The organism is Paenibacillus sp. FW101-FHT12H11 (genome assembly GCF_058790355.1).
In genome coordinates, this window is the sequence record NZ_JBYTCO010000005.1 from 191,786 (window position 1) to 215,557 (window position 23,772).

Below are 23,772 nucleotides of genomic sequence, written 5' to 3' on the forward strand. Positions count from 1 at the left end.
GTGCTACAGGAGCAACAGGAGTTGACGGTGTAACCGGAGCAACGGGCGCAGCAGGAACAAACGGTGCGACAGGAGCAACTGGTGCAACAGGTACGGCTTTCACGAACATTAACAGCTTTGCCGCCAATACGTCCGGCTCCGTAATTGCCGTTGTTCTCGGCGGAACTAACGTTCCACTCCCCAACAATCAACTGCTTAATGGCGGCATTACTGTCAACGGGTTAAACGATACGTTTACGGTGCCGTCAAACGGAGACTATATGATTTCGTATCAAGTAAATGTAACCGCCGCTTTGTTAGTCAGCACACGATTGCTTATTAATGGAACACCATCTACTCCTTCCATTATTTCACCAGTAATCTCTATATCAGAGTTTAATAACATGGTCATACTGAATCTAACTGCAGGTAGCACGATCACACTCCAATTATTCGGATTACTCGGTGCCGCGACGCTGCTTAGTGGAGCTGCCGGCGCTGCTCTAACCATCATTAAAGTCTCTTAATTTCGAGTCACTTAGATGCTTTCCAAACAATTATTAATTAGACTTAATGTAACTTTCAAGGCTCTTTCGGTTCCCTATGGGAAAACGGTAGAGCCATTTTTCATTTCGAAAAGGCCAATCTGCTATGGCAAATTGACCTTGTATTTTTTTAAACCTTTTAGCTGAAGCTTTTTCAAGTTCAACCTTTTCCTAGTATTATTTCCCCAAAAGAAATTCCTTTAATACAGAAGTAATCATGTTGTGATCTTCTTCACCAGGTAGCCCTGATACCGAAATTGTGCCTACAATGCCTTCATCCTTCAAAATTAATGGAAAAGCGCCGCCCTCAGCTTTGTAATCATTCGGATTGAGGCCGGAGGCTTCCACCGTTGAAGCGGTCGATTTCAATAATACGTGCATATAATAGGAACTATGCCCAAAATGATTAACGACGTTATTTTTCCATGTCACCCATTCGTCGTTATTAGAAGAAGTGCCGACCATTCTGCTATAAAATAACAGCTCATTGTTCTTACGAATATTGACGACAATTGCTTTATTCTCTTTCATTGCCTTTTCTATAATCCTGTTCCCAACCCTGTAAGCAGTCTCATTCGTAAAGACGGAAAACTGGAGATCTGTTTCTTCCTGTAGTAAAGTCCTTAATAAATCGTCGTATTTATCCAGAGTGAGCACATCCTTTTCAAATAAATTAGTATTTCCTGCTTGATATTATACACGCAAATGATGCTTTTAAACTAGAAGTAATACGGAATTTAAAAGAGTAATAGGAACTTCGTTTGTTCTAAAAAAAGGCGCAATAGAATAATTTTATAGAATAAGAGGAACTTCTGATAATGGAGGTTGCAGCGATGGCAATGATAGAACAGACGATTTTCAGTTCAATTGGAAACAAAATTATTACAAAGGATAAAGAGATTCCTATTGTCGCTAGAATGGATGAACCGCTTATTTTAATCTTGGATAATGTATTAAGCTACTCAGAGTGTGATGCTTTGATAGACTTAGCTAATAATCGAATGCAACGAGCTAAAATCGGCAAGTCTCACGTAGTAAGCAATTTTAGAACTAGCAGCAACATGTTTTTTGAGGAAAGCGAAAATGAAATGGTTCAAAAAATTGAGACCAGAATTTCTGAACTCATGCACATCCCGTTATCACATGCAGAACCGCTGCAAATTTTACATTATAAATTAGGGGAACAGTATCATCCTCATTTCGACTATTTTACATCCGAAAATGTTGCTAACAACCGGATCAGTACATTGGTGATATATTTAAACGACGTAGAAAAAGGCGGTGAAACGCACTTTCCTTCGCTTCGATTTTCAGTAACGCCGAAAAAAGGCAGTGCTGTCTATTTTGAATATTTTTATAACGATAATCTCTTAAATGAACTAACCTTACATGCAGGAAAACCCGTAGAAATCGGGGATAAATGGGTAGCGACCCAGTGGATGAGAAGACAAAGATATCGCAATATTTAAAAAAAGTGGAGTTTGCAGCGATGCAGCTCCTTTTTTAATTGTGGTACGTTACCTTGTGAAGAGTGGAATGCTTTTAATACAAACCTACTATTTATTGGGCAGTAGTTTAGCCTAGAAGTTTCTCACTTGTCATCATAAATTTTGGTATAATTTAGTAATGATAGCAGAATGCCTTTTGGAGGTCCATCTTGAGTGTAAAACCTTATGTCATTTCAATTGCTGCTGTATCAGGAGGTGGGAAAACCACCGTTACCAATCATTTGCTAGGCAAATTGAATAATTCAAAAGCATTGTATTTTGATGAATATGATTTTAAAGATTGCCCTGAAGACATTTGTGATTGGGTTAGTAGAGGTGCAAATTATAACGAATGGAATCTGGCCCCCTTAATTAAAGACATCCAAGAATATCTTAAGAATGAATCGCTTGCATATATCCTTTTGGATTATCCATTTGCATATTTGAATGATGCTACTGGTGGATACATTGATTTAACAGTATTTATTGATACACCATTAGATATTGCGATGGCGAGAAGGATTTTACGAGAACAAAGTGAGAACTTGGTTTATGATTTGAATAGTGACTTAAACAACTACCTAGTCCGTGGAAGAGATGCTTACTTAGAAATGCAAAAAAACGTAAAACCAAATTCTGACATTGAAATTAGCGGATTATTACCTGTCGATCTAATTGTTGATCAATTAATTAAAGAATTAAGACACAGAGGATTGCAAGTATAGGGCGTTGCACTAACGGAGACGAAATGGTTCAAATAATCAGTAAAACAAACAGGAGGAAACAAATATGAAGACTATTAGGTGCATGATGGATCATCTGTATTGGGCGGACGAACGTATTTTGAACGCTCTCGAGGAGAGTGAGGTGAAGAATAAGGAGTTGTTGAAGCTGGTTCGGCACGTCGCGGTCGCGGAACGCGTCTGGCTGTCTCGATTGCAAGGCAAGGGTACCGCGCAATATACGTTATGGGAGGAAGCAGAAGACCTGAATGCGATCCGCACGATGTTTGAAGAAAACGCCGAGCAATATCGTGTCTATTTGGAAGAACTAGAGGAGTCCATGTTGGATGAGATGATCGACTATGCGAACCAGAGCGGGGTTCCGTTCCGAACGTCCATCCGGGACATTTTGTTACAAGTCCTTTTACATGGACAATACCATCGGGGACAAATCAACCGGGCACTTCGGATCGAATCAGTAGATCCTGCCCAAGTCGATTACATCACGTTTGCAAGACTTTAACAGCTTCTAATACTGGGGTGAAGCCATTGAGCGAAAGCAATATCTTTACTATTAATTGTAAGGATGTCTATCTTAGAGAGTACACACTTGATGATCTCGATCAATTTCATTCTTTAACATGGCAACCTGAAATACATGAATATTTGCCTGGTTGGAACGTATCTAAAGAGCAACGGAAAAAATGGTTAATGGATTATGAAATACCCGGAAACAAACAGTTTCTAAATGCTGTATCTAAAGGTGAAGGGATCGGCGAACTTCGTCTTCGATTGGGGATCATATTGAAAGAATCAGGAGATTTTATAGGATGGTGTTGTACAGGAATTAAAGAGGAATTACCAGCACCAAACCGAGAAATTATGTTTGCAATCTCCAAAGAGCATAGAGGTAAAGGATACACGATGCAAGCTACAAATGGATTAGTCAAGTATTTATTTGAGAAGACGGACGTTGAGATGCTCAATGCAATAGCTCTTTTACGAAACGTAGCATCAAATAGATTGATACAAAAATGTGGATTTAATTTTCAAAGTGTTATTGAAATAGATTACGAGAGTTATAATTACTATAAGCTTGGTAAAAGTGAGTGGAAAGCTACGGTTTAATTCATTTAAGTAGTGCCGAACGATAATCATTGCAAGCTCCCCTTACTTATAAGGGAAGCTTGCAATTGACTATTTTGCCGTCAAACCTACAAAAGTGAATTCAAGCAAACCGCTCCGATTTCACGTACGCCGATTTTGAACAGTTCCGTCCCAGTCGTACGCCCGATTAGCTCCTTATATTCCGCTATCGCTGCATGTGGCAAAACGGCGAGAATGACTCCGGCGAAACCACCTCCGTGTACTCGGCAGGCACCATCGCCTAACCGGTCGATGAAACGCTCAGTAATGGCGAGTGTAAGGGCAATCCCTTGTTCACGTGATACGGATTCTTGGTAGATGTTCTGCAGCCATTTCCACGAAGAGTTACCTGAAGCAGTAATATACTTCAGCACATTCTGCCATTCGCCCGCCTTAATTGCCTCAACCTGCCGCCCGACACGGTCATTTTCATCCAGATAATGGAGGACTCGCAGCACCGCTCGATCTCCGGCAGTTTCGCGGAGTTCCGCGAGCCGGCCATAGATCATCTCTGCCGTCAAATCGCGGCATACCTCTACGCCAAAGGCTTGTGCCACCGCCCGCATCTCGTTGGGAATTGATGCATAATCCTTCGTTAGATCAGCATGATTACCGCCGGTGCTAACGATGACAAGGCTGTAACCTGCGGCTTCAAAGGTACCTGGAACACGCTCGATCTGAGGTTCTGCCGGATTTTTGAAGTCGATTGTGATCATGCCGCCGTGTGAACAGGCCATCTGATCTAACATGCCAGAGGGCTTGTTCCAATAAAGATTTTCAGCATACTTGCCAATTCGCGACATCATGACCGCATCCAGATCTCCGTTATTATAAAACGTACTTAAAATTTGGCAGATCAGAATTTCGAAAGAGGCAGAGGAGCTGAGTCCTGACGCTGGAAGCACATTGCTGCTGATGCTAGCATTAAACCCGCCAATTCGATACCCGTGCTGCTGGAAACCGTGTGCAATACCGCGGATCAAAGCAGCCGTCCCACCCTCGCCTGACTTAGGTTCTAGATCATCCAGATGGATGACGGACATGCCTGGATATCCTTCGGAAATGACCGAAATAATTCCGGTGTCTACGGCTGACGCAGCCGCAATCGTATCTAACTGGATACTAGCGGCCAGCACCTTTCCATTGTTATGATCTGTATGATTACCGCCTATCTCTGTACGACCCGGAGCACTGAAGTATTTCAACGACTCCGTTTCTCCATATTGCGCTTGGTATCCTTTGATACACTTCCGGTACCTGTCAATTTGTCTCTCTCGTTCTTCGCTCCCATACATTTGGTCCAAGAGCTGTTGTGTCTGAAGAGAATTAAAAAACTGCTCGAATTGATTGTTCATCTTGAAGGTTCCTCCTGGTTCTAACTGTTTAAGTAATAATTATCATACCCATTGTACCGAAAGACAGCGCTCTCAGATAGATATTTATGAAAGAAATCAAACATCTTATTAAAATTCTTCATCTCACTGGGCGCTGATTCTCAATGGAAAGCTTGTAAGCATCGCACTCTCGGCGTCTTCGCGCTGAAGCGTGCCCTTTTCGCCATCTTTTGTATAGCTGATGCTCATCGGCAATTTGATTTCAACGGAATATTCGCCAAAAGGAACTTGCTTCCCGGCGGAATCTTTCTGGTCCCAGAGAAAGTCTAGCGAATGTATTTCGCCACTTGCCAATCTTGCATCCAGAGAATCGATTTGACCGGACCAAACTAACGTCAACGATCCATCTATCGTGTTCCGGCGGGAGATATCGATTTTGAACGAAGTCGTAGGCTGCAGCGTAAGAGATTCCTCACTGACATTTCGAATTGTGAATTGAATACCGACATTTTTTCCATAAGGTTGAAAAGCTTCGCTAGAAATATTGCCGGCCTCATTCTTAACAAGAACCATCAAATCAAATGGATAATTTCGCACCCCGGACCCGAGTTCGGTCATCATTTTAGAGGAATTGACTACTGTAATCGGTGTTACCTCTACTTTGGTCGGGGGAACGTAAGCATCGGGATCCTGGTCCTGCTTGACAGCGTATACCCACGAATCGCCGAGCCAAGAGCTGTGAATATGATACCAGCCGCTACCATGTTCGAAAGAGTTAATCGTCTGAGGAGCAAGAGAGCCAAGTACGCGGGCCGCTTTATTCGGATGTTCGAAAACAAGCGCTGTTTCGTCTAATCTAAGGGTCGTTTCTTCGCTGCGCAAATCTGCAGGATACCCGATTTTCGGGTTTACCCAGTGAGGGCCATCCCAAGTATCCACATAGTACCAATCGTTCCATACGATTTTCGATGTGAACCACTGAGGGGCAAGCCAGCCTGCCACATGACTACCGGCGTCCGGCGAATCGAACATCGGTGAAATCGTCGTTAATTCAAACGACATGCCTGAGCTGTTCGCACCATACGTTTGCACGTCATCAATGATGGGGTGCTGTGGACGCATCCACCGATAACCCAACCAGGTTTGGATCAAATAATTGCCATCAACACCATATAGGACGCGCAGCAGTTGAGGAGAAACGGACCCCACGCTCCGAGAGCCAGGAGTTAGGTCATTATAGAAGCTCTCCTTCTCGGTTAGCAGGATATGTTGATAGAAGTCTTCCCGAAACTCGGGGTTTTGCAGGTGGACCCAGCGATCACCGTCGGATGTCTGAATTTCGAACCAGACAGCCTCATGATTTTGAATCAGTTTACGATCCCAGCCCGGCTCCGCTCCATCGACCTTCACAACTTGAGGTGAGGCGGAATATAGCTGCTGACCTTCGATTGAATCATACACAGGCGTAAGTTGTTCGTTTAAAACGAGTTCGATAGGTAAAGTAAGCAGTACGGAGTTCGAATCAGCGGCATGCACGCCTTTGTTGAAGATCATTCCGCTAAGCAGGATTGCGGATAGCAAGGTAAGTGTTTGTTTTCGCATACAAGGTTTCCTCCAATGCTCTTCAGAGTCGAATTACAGGATATATACATTAACGCATATAGGGATAAAATGTTTCGGCAATGTATTGCCATTGGTTGTATATAGTTATTACTCTTATTTGGTATACTGTGAATGGAAATATAGAGTGCGTAGCTATAGAACATGTACAATTTCTCATTATTTCAAAAGAGAGAGGGGGACGTAATTTGGAAAACAAACTAACTCCTAGACAACAAAAATGACAAGAAGAACGTGAAATTATGGACGAATATCACAAATTGGTAACTGAACAAGCATTGGAACCCTTGTACCAATCTTTTTTGGAACTGAAATTGGGCCGTTTAACAAATGATGATATTAGAGAAAATCAGCGACTAAAATGGGGGCTTATTAGAAACATGAAGAAAATTGCAATATCTGCATTGTTAATCTCGACGCTTGGACTTGGTGTCTGCATGGGAGGATATGCTGCAACGAACATTCAGCAAATTCAGGCATTTCTTAATCATGATATTAAATTCACCTTAAATGGAAATGCATGGTCACCAACAGATTCTGACGGTAAGGCCATAAGCCCGATTATTTACGAAGGCTCCACTTATGTTCCTTTGCGCGCAGTAGGTGAAGCGGCCGGGCTTTCGGTGGATTGGGAAAATGCTAGTAATACGATCATTTTACAAAATGGCAAGGCAGTAGCGAACTTACCGGATGGTAATCCTTATAAAAATACTCCTACTCTTCCACCTATTACAACAGGACCTACAATAGCTAATGATCTAGAGACAACCTATTCTACCTTTAATATACATACAAATACCAAAACGGCTGAATATAACGCTGAAATGGATGAGGCTGCACGAGAAGGTGCTATCTATCTAACAGAGTTAAAATATTTGAAAATCGTAGGTTCTAATGTTCTTAAGCGTGTTAGGATAGATGCAAGTTCTGTGGATAGTGAAGTCTACCCCTTGAAAAAGGAAGGAAAACAGTATGCTCATGGCATCGGTGCGACATTGGATGAACGACATCCACGCCAGTCCATTACTTATGATTTATCTGGCAATTATAAGACATTTGCCTTCAATTATACCTTTGATGATAGAAGTAGTACTTTGACCCGTCCTGCTAAAATTAATGTATATGGTGATGGCAAGTTGCTGGCATCCAAGACTGATTTTTTAGTGAATAATGGGAAATTGCCCTATGAAATCATGGATATTAGTGGAGTAAAGCAACTTCAAATCGATTTTGAACTAATCCTATATGAGGGAAAAGATAATAGTTACGTATCCACACTTGCGATCTATAAACCTAAGCTTTTCAAAAGTTAAGGTGCTAAAACTTGTAGATAGAAAAGCCAAAATGCAAAAAACGCATCACTCGATAAGGGAGGATGCGTTTTTTCTTTGTCGGTAAAAGAGGAGAATAGACTCCTCTAACGGGACAAGTTCAGTTGCTTCCTGAATCTGTTATTTGGAAGGAAATAGAAATTTTTGATAGAATAAATATGCAGTTGTTAAGCAAATAAATTTATACATACAAGGAGATAACCATGGCGAAAAGCAAATTACTAAGAATGGACAATGTCGGCATCGTTGTAGAATCACTTGATGACGCAATTTCTTTCTTCGAGGAGATTGGCTTGAAGCTCGAAGGCCGAGCTACAGTCGAAGGGGAATGGGCTGGTCGAGTGACAGGACTGGGTTCACAGTGTGTAGAGATTGCTATGATGATTACGCCAGATGGCCACAGCCGAATCGAACTTTCGCGATTTCTCACCCCACCTACGATTTCAGATCACCGAACTGCTCCAGTAAATGCCCTCGGTTATCTACGCGTTATGTTCGCCGTTGAAGACCTTGAGGAAGTTGTATCCAGACTAGTCACTAAACATGGTGCTCAGCTTGTTGGTGAAGTGGTTCAATACGGGAACTCGTATCGGCTCTGCTACATTCGTGGAAATGATGGACTTCTAATCGGTTTGGCGGAACAACTCAAAAATTAGAAAAAATCTCTCGGGAAATTCAAACGCACCCTCTCATAATTATCCACCCTGCCGAATTCATTTGATTGATCATTAGTTATCATGAATCATATCAATGATAAGGGAGAGGGAACGGGATGTTGCATTCGAAAAAGGTAGTCGCAGCAGGACTTGTACTCGTCATGATGCTAGGCAGTGGCACGGCAGCAATGGCAGAAGGCTATAACAATAACAAAAACAAAGGCAAACACGAAGATGACCGGAAAGGCAATAACAAGATTGAACTGCATTTGACGTTCAACGATTTGAAAAATTCGGAGTGGGCGATGCGTTATATTGCCAGCCTTGCTTCCAAGCGGGTGTTTGAAGGCTATGACGACGGCACATTTAAGCCGCAAAACACGGTATCCCGCATCGAGGCCATCACAGCAGCTGTTCGTTTAATGGGGCTGCGCGATCAGGCGGAATCGCCGGCTAAGATGAGTACGAAGCTGAATTTTAAGGATGCTAATCAAATTCCTGCATGGGCTGTCGGCTACGTTGCCGTCGCACTGGAGAATGACCTGTTCTCTGAAAGCGATGACATGGTCAACCCGCAAAAAGTCAGTGACCGGCTGTGGGCAACAACACTGCTTGTGAAAGCGTTGAAGCTGGACGCCGATGCCAAAGCCAAGATGAATACGGTGCTGCCGTTTACTGACGCTAAGCAAATCCCTGCAGGATCAGTTGGTTATGTCGCTGTCGCGCGGGAGCGGGGGCTTGTCGATGGCTTTGAAGACAATACCTTCAAACCGAACCAACCGGTAACACGTGCACAACTAGCCGCGCTATTGGATCGTGTTGGTGGGCAGCTGCCGGATCAGGACAATAACTCATTAACAGGCACAGTGAATGCAGCTGTAACTGGCAGCACACTGAACCTTACGCGTTCGGGCAGCACGTATTCGTATGCGCTGCATCCGGAAGTTTTTGTTTACCGTAACGGGGCTAAAGTCAACGTATCTGCGATTCAAGTAGGCGACCAAGTGAAACTCAGCCTTTTTAACAATCAGGTTGTGTTCATTGAAGTAACGACTCCGGTGAACTCGAACCCGAGCACAGTTCTATATAACGGTACAGTCAGTGTGCCCGTTACAAATAATACATTGACGATTACAAATGGCACACAATCTTCTTCGTTGGCGCTTGATCCGAACGTTGTTGTGTACAGAGCCGGCACTAGAATCACCGCCTACGACCTCAGGGTAGGGGATGTGGTCAGCCTGAGCATCGCGAACAACCAAGTGACTTACATTTCCGTAACGACAGCCGCGACACCTGTAACAAGCAGCGGTACTGTCAGCGCAATTGTGAACGATAACGTACTGCAGCTGATGAAAGCAGGAGTGAACACAACGTATACGCTGGATACCAATGCTGTCATTTACCGCAACGGCGTTCAAGCTAGCCGCTCAGCGCTGCAAATCGGGGACGTAGTGAACATCAGCACATCCAATAACTTGGTCACTTATGTTCAGGTAACACAGATGGCGCAAACGCTAAGCACTAGTGCCACACTGAACGCTGCGGTCTCCAACAATGTGCTGCAAGTGACTTCGACAAGCAGCAGCAGTCCTGCATACTACACGGTTCATCCTGATGTGGTTGTTTACCGCAACGGTGTGCGCGCTACATTGTCCGATCTTCGCGCCGGAGATGTCGTTAACCTGCGCACTTCCAACAATCAAGTGATTTACATTGAGGTTACGCGCAACGCAGGCGTTGACCAGTCATTTGATATTTACGGATATCTGAAAAGCACAACGGTTAACGCGCAAGGTGTGATTGCGACGATTACGATCTCCCAAAACGTTAACGGCACTGATCAAAACACGCTCTATAATGTATCGCCGAGTGTCAGCTTATCAGGGAATTTGGGCTTATTCAGTGAAGGCCATCTCGTTGAATTGATCGGCTCGAATAATCTCGTCACTTCGATCGTTGTGAAATAAAACAGAAGGGCTGCCAAGTGGCAGCCCTTTTCTTTATAAAATTTGCGATGCTAGAAATTCATCCGAAGACGTAATTCCGCCATCATAGCCTCGGCCTGCTGTGGATCATCATTCAGCAGCTTCCTGTATGTCAGCATCCAATTCAACGTTACAAGCATATGATCATATTCTTCCTTCTTGCGTTCGATTTCATTGATTTTCTGAAGAATCCATTCTATTACTTCTTGGTTCGTGCGTGTGTTCGTATCGTGATCCTGCAAAATCGTCTTCAGCTCAGCCAACGAACAGCCGATACCTTGAAATTTCTTAATCAACCTTAACCGTTCAATGGCTTCGTCCGAGTAGTTGCGGTAATTATTCTTTTCTCGCTGAATATGCCTACTGTCAAGCAAGCCTTCTTTCTCATAAAAACGAATGGTGTGGGGGGTTAAACCCATCAAGTCAGCTAATTCTTGAATTTTCACAAATAATTCTACCTCCAAACGCTTGCCTTAGAGTTCACTTCATAGTTTAGACTAGAGACATATCTTCGTCAATTACTTAAGGAGGCGTAAACGATTATGCGTATTTTTGTTACAGGTGCAGCAGGTTATATTGGTACAGCTGTTGTTCGCGAACTCATCGGTGCGGGACATCAGGTAGTTGGTCTGACCCGTTCAGAGAGTGGTGCTCAAGTATTAGAAAACATGGGAGCTGAGGTAGCTCACGGTGTTTTAGAGGATCTGGATATACTGCGCGGTTGTGCAGCAACTTCGGACGGAGTTATTCATCTGGCTTTTAACCACGATTTCACTAATTTCGCCGCATCACTGGCAACGGATCTTCACGCCATTGAAGCAATGGGAGAGGCTCTTGCAGGCTCTAATAAACCACTTATTATCACAGCTCATGCGAATGGTAAAGCATCGGAGGATGCAGCACTTTCGTTTATAGAAAAAGGCGTGAGAGCATCGATCGTTTCGCTTGCACCGTCCGTTCATGGAGAAGGAGATAAAGGCTTCGTGCCGCAATTAATTCGCATCGCCAATGAAAGAGGCTCTTCTTCTTACATTGGAGACGGTACAAACCGTTGGCCAGCGATTCATCGTTTGGATGCGGCAGTTTTGTTCCGCCTCGCGGTAGAATCTGCGCCTGCTGGCTCACGACTGGATGGCGTGGACGACGAAGGCATTCCGTTTCGTGACATTGCCGGCGTTATAGGCCGCCACCTGGGTGTGCCGGTAGCTAGCATCCCGCGGGAAGAGGCACAAGCGATCTTCGGTTTTTTAGGCATGGTCGCGTCGCTTGACTTGGCAAGATCAAGTGAAGAGACGAAGGGACTGCTTGGCTGGAAGCCAGTCCAACAGGGGCTTCTCGCAGATCTGGAGCAAGGACATTATTTCACAACATAACGAACCTGCAAAATCGTATTCATCTCATCAGGTAGTTGTGCAGGAAGAAATTTCAGCTTATTTTTAGCATGGACTTGCAGAAATTAAGCTGATTTTAACCGGGAAATTATTCCAGTTTAAGGATTGGTTCATGTAAAGTTCAGGAAACACGCCTATACTTCATTATGTCGAACGCAAGTGACATACCGAAATGATCGGAGAGGTGAAGAGTAGGATGAGAAAACAACTGATGGTATTGATGAGTGCTGCCATTTTGGCCGCATCCACAAGTGGAATCGTGCTTCCGCGGGGAGCATATGCGGATGAAGCGGTGATTGGTGTAAAATCAACGGCGCAGACGACTACTGAGACACCTGATGCGCAGGCGGCAACTATAGATTTTAGCACCATTTTCTTGAACAACTGGCTAAGCAAGCTCGATGTGCATACAGCAGAAGCTGCCAAGATAAATTACAGTGATTATAGCGATTTGTTACATAATGGATCTAACTTGGCGACCGCTTCAGGTCTTGCCTTATCGGACCTGATATCTTCGCTTATTGACCAATTTGGGCTTGATACAACGTATGAGGTTCAGCAAGGAACCCTTACGGAGCAAGAAGCTGACAATCTTCAGCAGCAGTTCAAAGCTGGCATTGCGAACTGGGTTCAGCAATCTTGGTCTGGAGCTAATTCGGTTTCGTACCTGCCTAAGGATGGAAAAAGCATAATTCAAAATCGCTTGAACCATATCATCTCAGATGCGGCTACGGCGTCGACTGTTGCGGAAACGGATATCCGGCAGGCGCTTCAATCCGGACATTCTATTGCTGAGGCAGTAGGCATGAATGCCCAAACGTTAAGCAGTGCTTTGAATGCCTTATTGGCTGGAGATTTGGATGCCGCTGTTAGTGCGGGAAGTCTGAAAGCTGATCAACGCGACCAATTAGTGATTTCCGGGGAGGATCAGATCTGGCAGGCCATTGAGAAGAAGGGCTACAATGAGCAAACAACGCCATGGATGGAGAAGTACGGCCAGGCACTGCTGAATAAGATGCTGGATCCTGACATGATGATTCAAGCTTCAGCTGCTTTTGCGGGCAAAGACTACCAGGATATCGTTGACGGATTAGCCGCAGGCCAAAGCTTGGTGACAGCTTCTGGTCTCGGCTCTGCAGATTTATCCGCGCAGCTTTTGAATGCAATAAGCCAAGACTTGGACAATGAATGGAATGCGGGGAACTTCTCCGCTCAATTGCGAGATCAGTTGAAGAAAAGTGCGGCTGAGGCGATTGACAAAGCCGTTGACCAAGACGGATACGGCCAAGCGAACAGTGGGAGCAGTAATCATGCGATTGCAGAGGAAAGTATTCAAGCTCTAGTCGAAGATAGTGCGAATTATGCGGAAGCTGCCGTAACCGATCTGCGCAAGTCCTTGGCCGATGGTCATACACTAGTGGAAGCAACAGGCAAGGACGAGAATGACTTGAATAGCTATTTGCAGCAGAATGCACATGTTTATATCGTGCAGGCGGTACAAAAAGGCTGGCTCAACGCTGCTGATCAAGCGGCAACTGAGTCGGAGGCCGATAGCCTCGTGCAGGATGCGATCAATCGCCGGGGCTACAAAGATCAAGTGGATGCGAAGCAATATTTGGCAGACCGCGCGGATCGGGTTATCGATGATGTGGCTTCAGTTTCCGGCATCGAGAGCGCTGACCTGCTTAAGAATCTGGACGGAGGGCAAAGATTAGCCCAAGCAGCTAATCAGGATCCGGATTCGCTCTTGTATAACCTGCTGAAAAAAGCTAACCAACAGATCAACAGTTTTGCCGCTGCTGGTGCTATCAGTCTGGAAGATGCAGCAAAGCTCAAATCCAATTATGGCGTTTGGGCTGTAAAATACCTTAGTGCAAACTAAGTTAAAATAGAAGTGACGGGCAATCCGCAATGACGGATTGCCCGTTTTTTTGTCATAAGTGCTTAAAAGATGCAGGCACTATAGTCGGAACAACTTCCGCGAATTATTATAATAAAACTTTCCCTATAATGTAGATGATCATAATGCTATGATTTTGTTATTGTAAAAGTAAATCATTTGGCTCTGAGGGTAGGATTTACTCTCAGGGCTTTTAGTTTTTAGGCAGAAGTGGTCGTTATACGAAAGGATGATGTTTTATTAAAAGACTCGCTCAATATTTTCGCTCCTTACAATCCGGACAGTCATCTTACAATCTGATTTATGAAGGATCCTACTATGATCAAGGGGGGATGATTTCTGACCCAACTTATTGGAATGATGATGTTGCTTATTGCATTGAACGGACACATAAACTCACACTCGATAAACCATGTATCACCATAAAAATACCTTTTGACCGTCTTGGCTTAGATGAAAATAGAGATCAAGTTGTTCTCTCCGATTTTGCATTAAGAGGTTGGATTAATCATATCGAGGCATTAAATGAATTGATCTATAACCGGTCACGTTCGGATAAAGAAAATGGCGCGTTTTATTGTTTTCGTCCAACCAATGTGGTGTTGCAGCGTAATGCATCTTTTGTCGAAGTCATCTCGGAAAAATGGTATCTATGCTTGATGATGACAGTTCAACTTCCATTCCAGAATCATGATAAAGCTATGCGTATGCTCTGCAAAATGCTCCCAAAAGAAGTGGAGGCGTTTATTGGCAATTGGGATCTCACTAAGTTGAAAGCTGCCTATACATTGTCCGAAAAACAAAATAGGATTCGCGAATGGCTGAAATCCAGTCCTTATTGTGCATTTATAGGGAATGGCAGCATGCTGCCAAGAAATAAAGAAAACAGCGGCCCATTGGAAGGTGCATTGCCTTTTACATCCCCGCAAGATCTTGAAATTGAAATCTGTGGTGTGCGAGGAATGGGTATAAAGCAAGGTGTGACGGTCATCACCGGTGGCGGTTATTCGGGTAAAAGTACTTTGCTGGATGCGCTGAATTCGGCGATTTACAATCACATCTCAGGCGATGGGCGAGAATTGGTAATTACAGATCAAAGTGCCATGGAAATATCTGCTGAAGAAGGCCGTTCCATAAAAAACATCAATATTACCCCCTTTATAAAATGGGTACCCAATGGTTCGGCTGAACAGTTTTCGACGGACTACGCCTCAGGTTCAACCTCGCAAGCCGCAAATATTATGGAAGCAATTAATGTCGGCTGTAAGCTTCTTCTAATAGATGAAGACAGAAGTGCGACGAATTTTATGATTCAAGACAACAAGATGCGTTCATTAATCAAATCTGAACCCATTACGCCTTTTACAGAACGAGTCAGAGAGCTTTATGAGGTTGCTCACGTATCTTCCGTTCTTGTGATTGGAGGTAGCGGTGAGTTTCTATCCGTTGCCGATCAAATTATTCTGATGGACAATTTTGTGCCGAAGAACGTCACTCAGGATGCAAAAAATTTATGCCAACACGAAAAACCTCGCGAACGAATTACCCCTACAAATTGGGATATAGAGAGAAAAATAACCACCGATCACTTTTCGAGCTATCCACAGGGTAGTGGAACAGAAAAGCTGATGGTTTCACCCATGGGTTACCTCATGATAGGTGAGGAACAAATTGATATCAGAGGGCTTTACAATATCACCACACAAGCCCAGCTAGCAGCTATTGCTTTTGTAATTCGAAAACTCGCTATAAGTAATCAGGATCACCTCATCCTTCTTCACGAAAAGATTAAAAAAGCCCTCCATGACATGGAAAGAGAAGGAGTGGATATTGTATTTTCTACCTTTTTCCCTGGTTTCGAAAGATGGCTTGAATTACCAAGATTTCATGAAGTTTTATCTGTCATTAACCGAATGAAACACTTAAACTTTGTTCAGCATGAACCTTCTGAGCAGAGCTAAGTAAGACATAAATATACGCTTATCCAGCAAGGAGAAGGGTTGAAGTAACTGGTGGACCGTTTTCTCCCACTCCTTCTGGAAAATGAATATCTCATTGCATTCAACTCCGAAATGCGATATATTGCATATACATATAGTATTTCTAAGGAGATTCTCATGCCAATACCCCACAATTTTTCTTCACCTAATCGAATATCAGCGAAAGAACGTGCTTTAACTCAAATCCAGAGATGGATCATTGAGGGGACACTCGTGCCTGGCGAGAAATTAATTGATGCTGAACTTGCAGAATCTTTAGCCGTTAGCAGAACTCCAGTCAGGGAGGCTTTTCAGCTTTTGGAAATGCAAGGTCTTGTCTCAATGTTTCCTGGCAAAGAGACAAGAGTAACGAATATAGAAAAAGATGATATTCTTAAGCTTTATCCAACACTCGCTGCGCTCTATTCTTTGGCTGCCGAATATGCAGCGAAGCTAATTACTCTTGAACAGATTGAGGTTTTAAAAGAAATAAATCAGCAATTCGCCCAAGCCATCCACAGTGGACAGACTTACCAAGCTATGGAACTTGATGAGCAGTTTCATAATTTAATTGTTGATGTAGGGGATAATGGATATATCGCGTCATTCAGTGCATCATTACAAATCCATATTAGAAGATTTAAGTATGTTTTTCTTAAACAGCCAATCACGGGAACACTTGCCTCAGTGGAAGAACATACGTCTATCATTTTAGCTTTGGAGCAGAAAGATGCTGAAACAGCTGCCGCACATATGAAACAAAACTTAATAAGACCTATGCATGAACTGTATGCCCTAATCGACTATTGAAAGGATTGATGAGGATGTCTGATCAAAAAGATTTAAGAATTCGAAGCAAAGTTATCAGTGAGGGAGTCAATCGTGTTCCTAATCGCGCTATGCTTAGGGCTGTAGGTTTTAAAGACGATGATTTTAAGAAGCCGATGATTGGGGTAGCCAGTACGTGGAGTGAAGTAACCCCCTGTAATATGCACATTGATTCATTAGCTCTTGCAGCGAAAAAGGGAGTTCAGCTTCATGGCGGCGCTCCTCTGATTTTTAACACCATCACGGTTTCAGACGGAATTTCGATGGGGCATGACGGGATGTTATATTCCTTACCAAGTCGTGAAGCAATAGCAGACTCTATTGAGATTGTTACGAATGCTGAGCGCTTCGATGCGCTTGTTGCTATAGGCGGATGCGATAAGAATACACCAGCATGTTTAATGGCCATTGGCCGACTGAATTTGCCTGCGGTTTATGTGTATGGGGGAACCATTCAACCTGGAAAGTTAGATGGGAAAGACGTAGATATTGTCAGTGCTTTTGAAGCAGTAGGATTATATCATGATGGAAAAATGACGGATGAAGAACTTCACAAAGTAGAGTGCAACGCTTGTCCTGGGGCTGGTGCTTGCGGAGGCATGTATACAGCTAACACAATGGCATCTGCTGCAGAAGCATTAGGGATGAGTCTTCCTGGCTCATCTTCCACCTCAGCGGTATCATCTCATAAAGCGTTGGAATGCGAAAAAGCCGGAGAGCAAGTACTCGAACTACTTGAGAAGGGGATTTATCCCCGTGATATTATGACAAAGAAAGCTTTTGAGAATGCGATAACGCTTGTAATGGCACTCGGCGGCTCTACAAATGCGTTCTTGCATCTTATTGCGATTGCGCACTCCGTACAAGTGGAGTTGACCTATGATGATTTCGAACGTATTCGCGTAAAAGTGCCGCACATCGCAGATCTTAAGCCGAGTGGAAAGTATGTCATGCAGGACCTAAGTGATGTTGGGGGGGTACCCGGGGTGATGAAGATTCTCCTTGAACAAGGCCTTCTCCATGGTGATTGTATGACAATTACCGGAAAAACGTTAGCAGAGAATCTGGCAGCGGCAGCACCTTTGCATGAAAATCAAGATATTATTCGACCCTTTCATAATCCTTTAAAGACTAGTGGACCGTTGGTCGTTCTTAAGGGAAATTTGGCGCCGGAAGGCGCAATTGCGAAAATGTCAGGAATGAAAAAGTCGCGGTTTACTGGTCCTGCACGCGTATATGATAGCGAGGCAGAGGCTACTGAAGCTATTATGCAAAACAAGATTCATAAGGGGGATGTGTTGGTTATACGGTATTGCGGGCCGAAAGGCGGGCCTGGCATGCCAGAGATGCTTTCCGTTACGGCATTAATTGTCGGGAAAGGGTTTGGCGGGGAAGTTGCACTGATTACGGATGGCAGATTTTCAGGCGGTTCACATGGTTTTGTAGTCGGTCATGTTGCGCCAGAAGCGCAGGTTGGCGGACCCATTGCACTTCTGCAAGAAGGTGACATCATTACCATCGATAGTGAAACGCAAGAAATTTCATTTGAAGTTTCAGAAGAAGACCTAGCGAAACGCGAGCGCGAATGGGTTCAACCGCAATTGAAATTTAGTCGAGGTGTTCTCAGTAAATACGCCAGATTAGTTTCATCTGCTGCCAAAGGGGCTGTTACGGATTAGTTGAATATAGCGTAAAAGGCAGCCAACGATGGCTGCCTTTGTCATGCTGATTATTTTTTAACCACAGGCACCCAAAATTCACCGTAAAAAGTACCGTCACGGTTATCTTTGCGATAAGTCGCGTTTGGACCACCGATGTAAGCATAATCCGTGATTTGGGACAAGACTTCGCCAAATGCACGGTAAGTCAGCTGATCAAATAAAGATTCCTTTTCGCCATTTCCTGCGACCACGATGTACTCGCTCTCTGGAAACTCGATGATGCGCGTGGCGTCAGTCACTGATTTGCCAGCTTCCACCGCGAAATAATTCCACGGTTTTCCTTGATAAACCTCATTGACAGACCATTCACGATCATCTTTTGCAGCGTCTTTAAGCTTTGTAAAACGCCCGTCAGCTTTGAGTTTGTCCCAAAACTCAGTTTTTTCTTTTTGCATAGCCGGCATATCTTGAAAATTCGACTGGATTGAAAAACCATAAGCGGTCAATGTGAATGATTTCTTGTGTTCAAGTGTGTATTCTGCCAAGTGAATGCTCCTTTTATCCAGTATAATTTTTGGGAGGTCAGGCTCCATTGTAGTGATTTTGAAAGATTTGACAAGGATTATTTTTCAACTTTCATTGCACGAAGCCACATTTCGCCGTAGAATTCACCAGTATCATCTGCTTTAACGAATGTTGAGTTACCTGGGCCAACGTATTTGTATTCTGTGATTTCCTGGAGCAAGCCGCCAAAAACTTTGCCTGTGATTTCGTCAGCAAGGCGGTCTTTGTCAGCACCTGTTCCTGGCACGACAAGGTAATCGCCAGCGAGGAAATCGAGGACAACAGCACCTTCCACGTTGAACTCACCCATGACACCGAATCCGCGCCAAGGCTTGCGATCGAAGTTGTAGTTGATTTGATATTCTTGCCCATCAGCGTGTGCGAGAAGTTCAGCAAACTTGCCGTTTTCCGTGATTTCAGCTTTTTTCGCTGCAGTTTTTGCTGCATTTCCTGCCCAGTCGTTGTAGTCATCAAATGTAACACCGAAAGCAGTCATTTTGTAGTTTTCTGAGATCGTTTTAATCAAATAGTTAGACATGTTTATTCTCTCCTTTGAGGGGGTTATTGTTTACAAGATTGATTCTATTGGTCAAATGTATCAAAAAATGATACTTTTAATTGGATCCGAAATGTTAATACGTTAGTGCTGACATTTAATGCTATATTTTTGATATAATACAATCATGAAGAAAACAGAACGAGTGAACCTGATCATGCGTTACATCAATAACCGCGCGCACTTTACAATTGCTGAAATTCAGCAAGAATTCAAGATTTCCCGCGCGACGGCGATCCGCGACATCAACGAGATACAGGCGATGGGGTTTCCGTTGACGTCCGAGCTTGGGCGCGGTGGCGGATACTTTGTGCTGCAAAATCAGTATCTGCCCGCCGCCCGCTTCACACCGGAAGAGCTGAAAGCAATTTTTATCAGCTTTATCGCCTCAAAAAATTCGCAGCTGCCTTATCTCCACAATCGCCGTTCAATCACTGAAAAACTGATCGGCATCGCGTCGCAAACTCAGCAAGATGAGCTGATCGAGCTCAATAATATCTTACTTTTCGAAAATACGAATCCTGCCAATCCGAATCTTTTGGAGCTTGATGATGCAGCGCCTCCAGAACTAAACCAATTGATTTCGCTTGCTGTGCAAGATAAACATTTACGCGTGACTTATGAACTGAATCTGGGCTGGCCGCAGTTGCTGGATGTTTTTTTACTACATATATTTAATTCGAACGCTAAGTGGCTGGTCGAGGTATATGATTTTGATACGGATGAGTTCCGTTATTTGCCTGTTGAGATGCTGCGGGATTCAGCCATTTCCAAGCAGGAGATGAAGTGGACTGAACAAGAGATTTTGGACAAGAAACGGCTTCGTGCACGTGAAGCCAATCTTGTTGTGAAACTTGATAACATTGGGATTCAACGTTATAAGCGTATGCACCCGCCTGGGATCATTTTGTCCTTAACCGGGATGTTTCAGTCGAGCGGGATTTTCAATGTTCAGTTGGATGTGGCAGATAGCGAGTCACTTGCGTATTATGCGGATTGGCTTTTGTTTTTGGGGAAAGGGGTCGAGTATGTGCGGATTCCTGATGAACTGCGTGTAATTTTGGAAGAGCGTTTAGCTGCTTTGAGATTTAACTAAGATTTTTCTATGAAAAGGACATTATCGCATTAACTGCCGCGAATATCGTGTACCGTCTGTTTTCCAAAAATATGGTGGCATATCCTTCAGATACCGATTACATGAGTAAATACACATGAGAGCTTGTCTTTTCGAGCAAGACTTACCAACAATAAGTTAGAAAGAGCTGAGGAAGGTGCTTCAGTAATGGATAACATTAAGTTACTTCAAATGGCTGTAAGACAATATGGAAGTAACCCTGAAGATGGTTTTCGAAAAAGAACTTCAGTCGAATTCTTGGCATGGGGATTTACATTTCAAAATTCTTTTAAAAGATAAGGCGTTCTCAGCAAGATTTATTAGTTATAAGCGATATGAAAATGATGTATTTGTTAAATTAACGGATGAAGTTCTTACAGAACAAATTAAATTTTGTAATTATTTACGTGAATCTGGAATTCCTTTTATGAAACACCAGCCATCTATACATGCTGAACCCTTTATTTTGATTCATGATGGAGAAAAGGAATGGAGATTCCTATTGTTCGAGTGGATTGAAGGTCAGCATATTACTCATTGCACTGAGCCTATATCCGAAAAATTTAGCAAACTAGCACGAAAGATTCACGACATATCAGCGAAATTTGAAAGTAATATCTTTACAAATGAATCTCATGTTTATGGTTCAGAGCAGTTTCTTGGAATGATTCGAAAAGAAGCAGACTCAATTACTTTAATACCAAGTACTAACGAAATGTTACGAAATTACCTATCACTTGCAGAATATCATATAGAAAAAGCTAAATCTGATTCATTGGAATTCATCGTTCAAAGTGACCTAAACAATCTAAACATATTGTGGGATACTAATGGTGAAATCTGTGGCATAGTTGATTTTGAATCTATCACTTACACAGATAGAGTAGAGGGCTTAGCGATGCTGATAAAATGGTATTCGCGAACTCATGGGATAGGTTCTCATGAAATGTCTCCTGCTCTGGCTAAGGCTGTATTACATGGTTATGGGGCAAAAGATATTCTAAATCAACATGATTTTGACAGACTTCCTTCATTGCTGTGGTTGTCAGGTTGCTTAAATTGGAATTTTACTGTTCATACAATAAAATTAATTAAGAATAATGAAGATATACTTCAAAAAGAACATCTAACCAAGTATTTAAAACGTGGAGAAATACTCTTGTCACTTATGGAGATATAAAAATCCTCGGTCAAGAAAGCAACCGAGGATTTCTCTCTTTTATTATAGCGGCTTATCCGGCTGCACCCACATATCTCCGGCCCAAGTATGAATATGATACCAAAGCTCGTTTTGCGGATCAGTCCATCGCTCGAATGCATTTACGGTCTGAGCGGATAGCACGCCAAAGGTTGGGAAAGGCATTGTAGGAAACATATAGAGCCTTACGTCCTTCAAAAGGTTTAGCCGTTCATTAATTTTCTCAACCCCTACAGGTTGTGCAAAATCCGGTTGAACCCAAAAAGTGTTGCCGTCTTGAGACCGAACATGGTAAATCCCATTCTGTGTTTTTTCCAAGGCAAACACTTTTTGCGGAGGAATGAACTTGGCATCCGAGGGACGTTGCAAGCGACTCGACGTATCGTAGTCCTCCATGTACAAGGTTTCTGTCGGCAGATCCATCTCTTGATTCAAAATCTCCATATCCAACAGCATACGAGGCTGAGAGACAACCCACATATCTCCTAGCCACGAGGTCTCAATTCGATAGGAATTGGATAAATACGATACTGGTGATTCGAATACGGCATTCGCATGAACCGTTTGCGGAGCGAGTACGATATCTGTCATCGTTGATGTAGATGGTTGCGTATAAAGTGAGGAGTCCCAGAGTAGTGCAATGTTCGTATCGATCGGTTTGACGATGCCAATTTTGTCATAGTCCAGATGCATCCAGAGATCACCTGCCCATGTGGTCTTAATTTTAATCCATACCTTTTCTCTGTGCTGTTTGTAGTACCACGCTTGTTCAGCATCAACTGTAGTAACATCTTGAGGTGTAAGTGCTGCAAATGGTTTGCGAGAATCGTCGGTTGTAGAATAAAGCGGTGTCTGCTCGAATAGGGTGATGACGGGTGGGATTTTGGGTGGGACAATTTCACTGTGCGGCGGCGCAGCACTTGCCTGCATAATGCCAAAAAAATTCCCCAGCATCATGGCAAAGACGAGAACAATGACGTTCCTGTTTATTACTTTGAAAAGCATATACGGTTATCACCTCAATTTCCTAATGTTGTAAATATAGACTCGATAAAAGGTAAAAGTGTTGCGCAGGAATTGAATTTTTTTTCACAGCCAGATTTTTAATTAATGTGTTGATTATTGTATGATGGGTAAAAGAACGAGTGCCTTAACTGGTGTTTTGTAATTTTAGGAGGATGAAATGGCCTGGAGTAAATTGAAACAACAATTGGAGAGCTTTCTCAGTCCTGCGCTGCATGGAAGGGTTGAATACCTTTCAACCAGCTACCGTTATTTACCGGATAAAGCAGGGCTTTGTTATATCGCAGTTGATAAAAAAAACGTACTCAACATGAGTGATACATTAATCAAATGGTATCAGACGGAATTGGAGATTAAAAATGATTCAAATATCCAGATTCCCATCAGCAATGATGAAATTGAAGCGATCAGAAAAGAAACCAAAGGGAATGTTCCGGAGGATCGTTTAAAAGTTATTGCAAGAAGTAGAAAAATATCGGAATTTGCAAAAGATCTATTGTCAGCACAATCAACTTTAAGTAAATCAAATTTTAACGTTATTGCGAATAAGTTTTTATCCACTTCGATAGAGGAAAGCTTAGAAAGCAACGATATCTTACTGAATATTTTAGCTTTAGTTGACCGAAGAGTAGGAAAAAAGCGAATAGTAAACATGACCGAGAAGATGAAGTTAAAACATCCAATTGTACAGTATTTTTTTGAACTTAGACTTGGTACATGATAATCCGAATTATACCCGCCGTAATGGCG

At 43.1% G+C, this 23,772-nt stretch carries 23 protein-coding genes; 16 read left to right on the forward strand and 7 right to left on the reverse strand.

Translation table 11 applies throughout. The features are described from left to right. A partial coding sequence (locus AC3WTJ_RS17600) for a BclA C-terminal domain-containing protein (RefSeq protein WP_492522886.1) occupies positions 1–506 on the forward strand: 506 nt, incomplete at its 5' end. A gap of 195 nt (positions 507–701) precedes the next feature. Here AC3WTJ_RS17600 and AC3WTJ_RS17605 read toward each other — a convergent pair. Then, positions 702–1,181: a heme-degrading domain-containing protein gene (locus tag AC3WTJ_RS17605; protein WP_492522887.1), complete on the reverse strand. Its 480-nt coding sequence runs from the start codon at positions 1,179–1,181 to the stop codon at positions 702–704. 176 nt (positions 1,182–1,357) lie between these two features. On the opposite strand from AC3WTJ_RS17605, the gene AC3WTJ_RS17610 reads away from it, so the two are divergent. The 4 genes from AC3WTJ_RS17610 (at position 1,358) to AC3WTJ_RS17625 (ending at position 3,861) form a co-directional block, all read left to right on the forward strand. After that, entirely contained in the window at positions 1,358–1,993 is a 636-nt protein-coding gene (locus tag AC3WTJ_RS17610) for a 2OG-Fe(II) oxygenase (protein WP_492522888.1), read from the forward strand. 188 nt (positions 1,994–2,181) lie between these two features. After that, positions 2,182–2,736 carry a nucleoside/nucleotide kinase family protein gene (locus tag AC3WTJ_RS17615; protein WP_492522889.1) on the forward strand — a complete coding sequence of 185 codons (555 nt, stop codon included), beginning with the start codon at positions 2,182–2,184 and terminating at the stop codon, positions 2,734–2,736. A 64-nt stretch (positions 2,737–2,800) separates the two neighbouring features. Continuing rightward, the gene (locus AC3WTJ_RS17620) at positions 2,801–3,256 is read left to right on the forward strand and encodes a DinB family protein (RefSeq protein ID WP_492522890.1); all 456 of its coding nucleotides are present in this window, start codon (positions 2,801–2,803) and stop codon (positions 3,254–3,256) included. 17 nt (positions 3,257–3,273) lie between these two features. After that, complete coding sequence (locus AC3WTJ_RS17625; RefSeq protein WP_492522891.1) at positions 3,274–3,861, forward strand: GNAT family N-acetyltransferase; 588 nt, start codon at positions 3,274–3,276, stop codon at positions 3,859–3,861. An 86-nt stretch (positions 3,862–3,947) separates the two neighbouring features. On the opposite strand, the gene AC3WTJ_RS17630 is transcribed toward AC3WTJ_RS17625, so the two are convergent. Both AC3WTJ_RS17630 and AC3WTJ_RS17635 read right to left on the reverse strand, forming a co-directional pair. Beyond that, a complete protein-coding gene (locus AC3WTJ_RS17630; RefSeq protein WP_492522892.1) occupies positions 3,948–5,234 on the reverse strand; it encodes a galactokinase in 1,287 nt (428 codons plus the stop codon). Positions 5,235–5,357: 123 nt separating this feature from the next. Continuing rightward, entirely contained in the window at positions 5,358–6,815 is a 1,458-nt protein-coding gene (locus AC3WTJ_RS17635) for a flagellar hook assembly protein FlgD (protein ID WP_492522893.1), read from the reverse strand. Positions 6,816–7,075: 260 nt separating this feature from the next. On the opposite strand from AC3WTJ_RS17635, the gene AC3WTJ_RS17640 reads away from it, so the two are divergent. The 3 genes from AC3WTJ_RS17640 to AC3WTJ_RS17650 all read left to right on the forward strand — a co-directional run bounded on the left by AC3WTJ_RS17640 (position 7,076) and on the right by AC3WTJ_RS17650 (position 10,790). Then, entirely contained in the window at positions 7,076–8,146 is a 1,071-nt protein-coding gene (locus AC3WTJ_RS17640; protein WP_492522894.1) for an NPCBM/NEW2 domain-containing protein, read from the forward strand. Between the two features lie 221 nt (positions 8,147–8,367). Continuing rightward, positions 8,368–8,820: a VOC family protein gene (locus tag AC3WTJ_RS17645; RefSeq protein ID WP_492522895.1), complete on the forward strand. Its 453-nt coding sequence runs from the start codon at positions 8,368–8,370 to the stop codon at positions 8,818–8,820. 116 nt (positions 8,821–8,936) lie between these two features. Next, the gene (locus tag AC3WTJ_RS17650) at positions 8,937–10,790 is read left to right on the forward strand and encodes an S-layer homology domain-containing protein (protein WP_492522896.1); all 1,854 of its coding nucleotides are present in this window, start codon (positions 8,937–8,939) and stop codon (positions 10,788–10,790) included. Positions 10,791–10,840: 50 nt separating this feature from the next. Here the strand turns inward: AC3WTJ_RS17650 and AC3WTJ_RS17655 are convergent, their stop codons facing one another. Beyond that, entirely contained in the window at positions 10,841–11,254 is a 414-nt protein-coding gene (locus AC3WTJ_RS17655) for a MerR family transcriptional regulator (protein ID WP_492522897.1), read from the reverse strand. A gap of 96 nt (positions 11,255–11,350) precedes the next feature. Here AC3WTJ_RS17655 and AC3WTJ_RS17660 point away from each other — a divergent pair, with 96 nt between their 5' ends. The 5 genes from AC3WTJ_RS17660 (at position 11,351) to ilvD (ending at position 18,585) form a co-directional block, all read left to right on the forward strand. After that, entirely contained in the window at positions 11,351–12,181 is an 831-nt protein-coding gene (locus tag AC3WTJ_RS17660; protein WP_492522898.1) for an SDR family oxidoreductase, read from the forward strand. A gap of 214 nt (positions 12,182–12,395) precedes the next feature. Further along, positions 12,396–14,081: a hypothetical protein gene (locus tag AC3WTJ_RS17665; protein ID WP_492522899.1), complete on the forward strand. Its 1,686-nt coding sequence runs from the start codon at positions 12,396–12,398 to the stop codon at positions 14,079–14,081. 350 nt (positions 14,082–14,431) lie between these two features. After that, a complete protein-coding gene (locus AC3WTJ_RS17670; RefSeq protein WP_492522900.1) occupies positions 14,432–16,060 on the forward strand; it encodes a P-loop domain-containing protein in 1,629 nt (542 codons plus the stop codon). Positions 16,061–16,216: 156 nt separating this feature from the next. Continuing rightward, entirely contained in the window at positions 16,217–16,888 is a 672-nt protein-coding gene (locus AC3WTJ_RS17675; RefSeq protein ID WP_492522901.1) for a GntR family transcriptional regulator, read from the forward strand. Between the two features lie 14 nt (positions 16,889–16,902). After that, positions 16,903–18,585 carry a dihydroxy-acid dehydratase gene (gene ilvD, locus AC3WTJ_RS17680; RefSeq protein ID WP_492522902.1) on the forward strand — a complete coding sequence of 561 codons (1,683 nt, stop codon included), beginning with the start codon at positions 16,903–16,905 and terminating at the stop codon, positions 18,583–18,585. A gap of 50 nt (positions 18,586–18,635) precedes the next feature. On the opposite strand, the gene AC3WTJ_RS17685 is transcribed toward ilvD, so the two are convergent. Together AC3WTJ_RS17685 and AC3WTJ_RS17690 are read right to left on the reverse strand one after the other, a co-directional pair. Continuing rightward, on the reverse strand, positions 18,636–19,112 hold the full coding sequence (locus AC3WTJ_RS17685; RefSeq protein ID WP_157320383.1) for a GyrI-like domain-containing protein: 477 nt from the start codon (positions 19,110–19,112) through the stop codon (positions 18,636–18,638). A gap of 77 nt (positions 19,113–19,189) precedes the next feature. Beyond that, a complete protein-coding gene (locus AC3WTJ_RS17690; RefSeq protein WP_492522903.1) occupies positions 19,190–19,669 on the reverse strand; it encodes a hypothetical protein in 480 nt (159 codons plus the stop codon). A gap of 145 nt (positions 19,670–19,814) precedes the next feature. Here AC3WTJ_RS17690 and AC3WTJ_RS17695 point away from each other — a divergent pair, with 145 nt between their 5' ends. Together AC3WTJ_RS17695 and AC3WTJ_RS17700 are read left to right on the forward strand one after the other, a co-directional pair. Then, entirely contained in the window at positions 19,815–20,783 is a 969-nt protein-coding gene (locus tag AC3WTJ_RS17695) for a helix-turn-helix transcriptional regulator (RefSeq protein WP_492522904.1), read from the forward strand. A gap of 244 nt (positions 20,784–21,027) precedes the next feature. Then, positions 21,028–21,981: a phosphotransferase enzyme family protein gene (locus AC3WTJ_RS17700; RefSeq protein ID WP_492522905.1), complete on the forward strand. Its 954-nt coding sequence runs from the start codon at positions 21,028–21,030 to the stop codon at positions 21,979–21,981. 42 nt (positions 21,982–22,023) lie between these two features. Here the strand turns inward: AC3WTJ_RS17700 and AC3WTJ_RS17705 are convergent, their stop codons facing one another. Continuing rightward, positions 22,024–23,004: a hypothetical protein gene (locus AC3WTJ_RS17705; protein WP_492522906.1), complete on the reverse strand. Its 981-nt coding sequence runs from the start codon at positions 23,002–23,004 to the stop codon at positions 22,024–22,026. A 178-nt stretch (positions 23,005–23,182) separates the two neighbouring features. On the opposite strand from AC3WTJ_RS17705, the gene AC3WTJ_RS17710 reads away from it, so the two are divergent. Next, a complete protein-coding gene (locus AC3WTJ_RS17710) occupies positions 23,183–23,743 on the forward strand; it encodes an SF0329 family protein (protein ID WP_492522907.1) in 561 nt (186 codons plus the stop codon). Positions 23,744–23,772 lie beyond the last annotated feature (29 nt).